Source organism: Acinetobacter sp. YH16051, from assembly GCF_013417135.1.
Lineage (GTDB): Bacteria > Pseudomonadota > Gammaproteobacteria > Pseudomonadales > Moraxellaceae > Acinetobacter > Acinetobacter towneri.
The window spans coordinates 1-3,731 of the sequence record NZ_VPEN01000056.1; the positions used below are offsets into that span (position 1 = coordinate 1).

A 3,731-nucleotide genomic window follows, 5' to 3' on the forward strand; every position below is an offset into this window, starting at 1 on the left:
CAACTGTTGTTGCTGCAGGTAAGAAAATACTATCAAAACTTAAATTCTGGTAATTCATTAAGATTCAGGATGATTACTATCCTGAATCTTAGTTATCAACGTTTCTTTTTCCAAGATCGGTTTTATCCGATGTGAACAGCGAACAATTCAAACACCTCACAGAGCGCGTCAGTTTTTCCGGCTCTTACCCGTGACAGTTTTCTCCGCCAGTTTATCTTCCAGTGTCACAACTTTCTGATACAGCCGCCTGCCAGAAATGGGAAGGATTATCCCTGGCCCATTCCGGCATGTTTCCGTGCTCCGTGTATTCCAGATCTTTCCGTTTCGCATACTCCCCTTTGCGCTCGATGTAATCGGCGTGGTTTGCAGCCTGTCCCTTGCCTCCAAATTTAACGCTGAGGTGATAGGTTGCCACGGTTTCAGCCCTCCGCAGGAGCGCACTGTTTCTCGACGAAGGAGAGAAACATATAAGTGCGCTTCCTTCTAATTTCACGAATTAGAAGGAAGATACCCCCCTGCACCCACCGACCGCAAGCGATATACTGCACGACCACAACACACCGCAAAAAACACCAGGGAGCACCACGAACATGCGCATCAGCAACATCGAATGGCTGAAGAAACGGATCGGATTCATCAGGAAGCTCGGAGAACAGACCGCACGACAGAGACAGATTATTGACCTGCTCGACAACGAAGCAGGACTCACAGAACAGGAACGCAAACTCCTCCACGTACTGGCAACAGCGGAAAAAAACGACTTACAGGCACAGGAGAGCGAACGAAAACAGGCGGTCCAAAAACGAATCGAGGGAAAAAAACAACGACGAGAACGCAATCACCGGCTCTTTCTCGCGGCTGGGCTACTGATCGAAGCAGGACTGGTAGACACAAAAACAGGCGAGCTATGCTATAAAAAAGACAGGATATTACAGGCACTTAAGGAACTTAAGTACGATCTGGAGACATCCCCAAACCCAGACGCGTAAGTGCCTCCATCCGTGTTCCGATTCCCTGGTGCTTCCTCGCTCATTCGCTCGCTACGCTCGGTCATGAGACTGCGGCGAGCACTACCAGCGCAATCATGCGGAAAACAGCACCATTGCTGGGCTGAAAGGAGAAAACCGCCGGAAAGCCCTCAGCTCAAAAAGACGCCGAAAAGGCGCTGTTATCTGATATAGGCTATTTGTGCATTGCCCAATTACGGATCGTATTACGATGTACATTCAGCATCGCCGCAATAGCTTTCTGAGAATATCCATTCTCCAGCATACATAGCGCCATGAAACGCTTGTCATCGTAGGCTTCGCCTTTAGCGATACCACCTTTCCGGCCTCTCTTGGCCTGTATTTCTGGGGTGTGCGTATCAGCCACATACTGTGCGAAAGTTTCCGGCGTGAAGTTCCTGTGCGTGTATTTCGCAATGCTCTTGCCAATAGCCCGACATTCAGGCGGAGAAAGCGGAACGGGAAGCGATGCGTTGTACATTTCGACACGCTGAATCACGGCATCAAGCCACTGTGAGAATGCTGGCCAGCCCTGACGAATCGCCCTGTAAGCCCATTTGCGCGTCATTTCGAACAGATGGCAGTTTCGCCCCATCCCGTAATGTTTATCGATGCTACGGCGCGCTGAGGCGCTCAAATCGAGATAATCAGCCAGTTCATCGAGGGTATAGGCCTCCTCGCGCCACTCCATCACCTGCCATTCCAGGTGGAACGGATTTTTGCAAATCAGTCCGCTGTAGTTCACATCTGCACAAAGTTTCTCACACAGCGAACGTTCAATCGCAGCGGCGTATTTCAGCGCCTTAACCGAGCTGTCCGGCGCGGTTCTCACGGCGATATTGAGTGCGTAGAGCAGGTGAGCATGACCGTTCACAGGATTTTTTACGGTGATGTTCGGCGCGGGAGCGTTCCGGTCGCTCCAGTCAATCGCAGCTCCTACACGGTCAACGTCAAAAACCAGCCAGAACTGCGCATGAGGCTGGTTCTGCTGGATGTACCGCGCAAGAAGCGCACGCCCTTTGCCGGAGATGCGAAGACCAAAAGCGAGATCATCCGTGTGATAGGGACGGTGGGGTAAATTTTCTTCGAAGTATTGAAGCGCGGCGCTCATGTGTTACGATTCCTTCCAGGTTATCGACCGACATCGCCCCTGTATTTTCGTGAAAGTCTTGGCGGATAGACACGAATTTCAGGGGCGTTTGTTTTTCAGTCGCTTACACTACCCCCAACAACAAAACCTGTCGAGCCTTCCCGCAAAAACGATCCATTTACCATAACTCCTGTTGTACGAACCCCTTAAAACGCTCTCAATCGCTTTCTGACGCAAAAAACGCAAAAATACAAGGAAACACCAGGGCAACCCCGAAAAATGCGTCAGAATTATTTTTATGGGGCTGCATAACTATGCACAAAAGTGATTCGCGAACAGTTTCAACCGTTCAGAAGGGCGAATGGGTCAAAACAGCAAATTTTCTCATCCATATCCTTGCATAGATGGATAAAACAGTTCGATATCAGCATCAGACACAATAATTGCCATAGTTCATCCCACCCTCTCTCCAAAGCAACATGACTAAAAAACAGTCTTGGGATAGTTTGTTTTCTGAGCTCCATGTACCCCACCTTTTTAGGAAATCGCTTAAAAGGTTTAGTCTCACAACAACCTGAACACAGCTCTAGATAACATTTATCGAATACAATAAAATACCACTTATAAAATAGGTGGTTTATTTATAAGTAATATTTCTTGACAATATAGGTTCTTAAAATGGAATATATTGATAAATCGACACTAAACAGCAAAGAAAAAATTAGACAAGCAATCGAAAAGAAAATAAGGGAAATAAAAGGTTACACGCCACGAGTCGGTATTTTTGGATCAACTGGCGTAGGTAAATCATCATTATGCAATGCATTATTTGGTCGTGATGTAGCCCCAGTCAGTAACGTCGCTGCTTGCACAAGAGAGATTCAAGAAATTCATATCAAGCCAGAAGATGGAAATGAGGGAGGACTTACGATAATAGACTTTCCTGGTGTTGGTGAAACCTTGGAAAGAGACAAAGAATATTATAATCTATACAAAGAGAATGTTGCAAAGTTAGACCTAGTTGTATGGGTAATAAAGTCTGATGAAAGGGCTTACGCAATTTCTCAAAAGGTATATAACGATATATTGCTACCTAATATAAAAAAATGTCCTGTTGTATTTTTCATAAACCAAATAGATAAAATAGAACCAACAGAAGACGATGAAGGTGAACTTCTTTGGGATAAAAAGAAAAACGAGCCGACAAAAGAGCAGTTAGCTAGTGTAAATGAGAAAATACTAGAAGTAAGTACTGCCTTTTCTGTTCCTGCTTCATACATTATACCTACATCAGTCAAAAGAAAGTTTAATATTTCTAAAGCAATGGAGACAATAATAGACATCCTCCCAAAGGAGAAAAAATATGCTCTCTATCGCGAAGCAGGAGAAGAAATAAAAACAGAAAAAATGGCAGAAAGCGCAGAAAAGGGCGTATGGGACACCATTAAAGAATGGACAGGTGAAGCCTGGGATAACGTAAAGGATGTAGTTGTTGAAGTAGTAGCTGCAACTGTTGTTGCTGCAGGTAAGAAAATACTATCAAAACTTAAATTCTGGTAATTCATTAAGATTCAGGATGATTACTATCCTGAATCTTAGTTATCAACGTTTCTTTTTCCAAGATCGGTTTTATC

The 3,731-nt window shown here is 45.2% G+C and carries 3 protein-coding genes and 1 pseudogene; 2 read left to right on the forward strand and 2 right to left on the reverse strand.

All coding sequences use genetic code 11. The annotated features are described in order from the left end of the window. Nucleotides 1–241: 241 nt before the first annotated feature. A pseudogene (locus FTV41_RS13875) lies at nucleotides 242–415 on the reverse strand (mobilization protein); the annotation flags it as partial. A 175-nt stretch (nucleotides 416–590) separates the two neighbouring features. On the opposite strand from FTV41_RS13875, the gene FTV41_RS13880 reads away from it, so the two are divergent. Continuing rightward, nucleotides 591–989 carry a hypothetical protein gene (locus FTV41_RS13880; protein WP_001560793.1) on the forward strand — a complete coding sequence of 133 codons (399 nt, stop codon included), beginning with the start codon at nucleotides 591–593 and terminating at the stop codon, nucleotides 987–989. 193 nt (nucleotides 990–1,182) lie between these two features. Here the strand turns inward: FTV41_RS13880 and FTV41_RS13885 are convergent, their stop codons facing one another. After that, the gene (locus FTV41_RS13885) at nucleotides 1,183–2,118 is read right to left on the reverse strand and encodes a replication initiation protein (protein ID WP_031612480.1); all 936 of its coding nucleotides are present in this window, start codon (nucleotides 2,116–2,118) and stop codon (nucleotides 1,183–1,185) included. A gap of 657 nt (nucleotides 2,119–2,775) precedes the next feature. Between FTV41_RS13885 and FTV41_RS13890 the strand changes: the two genes are divergently transcribed. Continuing rightward, a complete protein-coding gene (locus tag FTV41_RS13890) occupies nucleotides 2,776–3,657 on the forward strand; it encodes a GTPase family protein (RefSeq protein WP_031612478.1) in 882 nt (293 codons plus the stop codon). Nucleotides 3,658–3,731 lie beyond the last annotated feature (74 nt).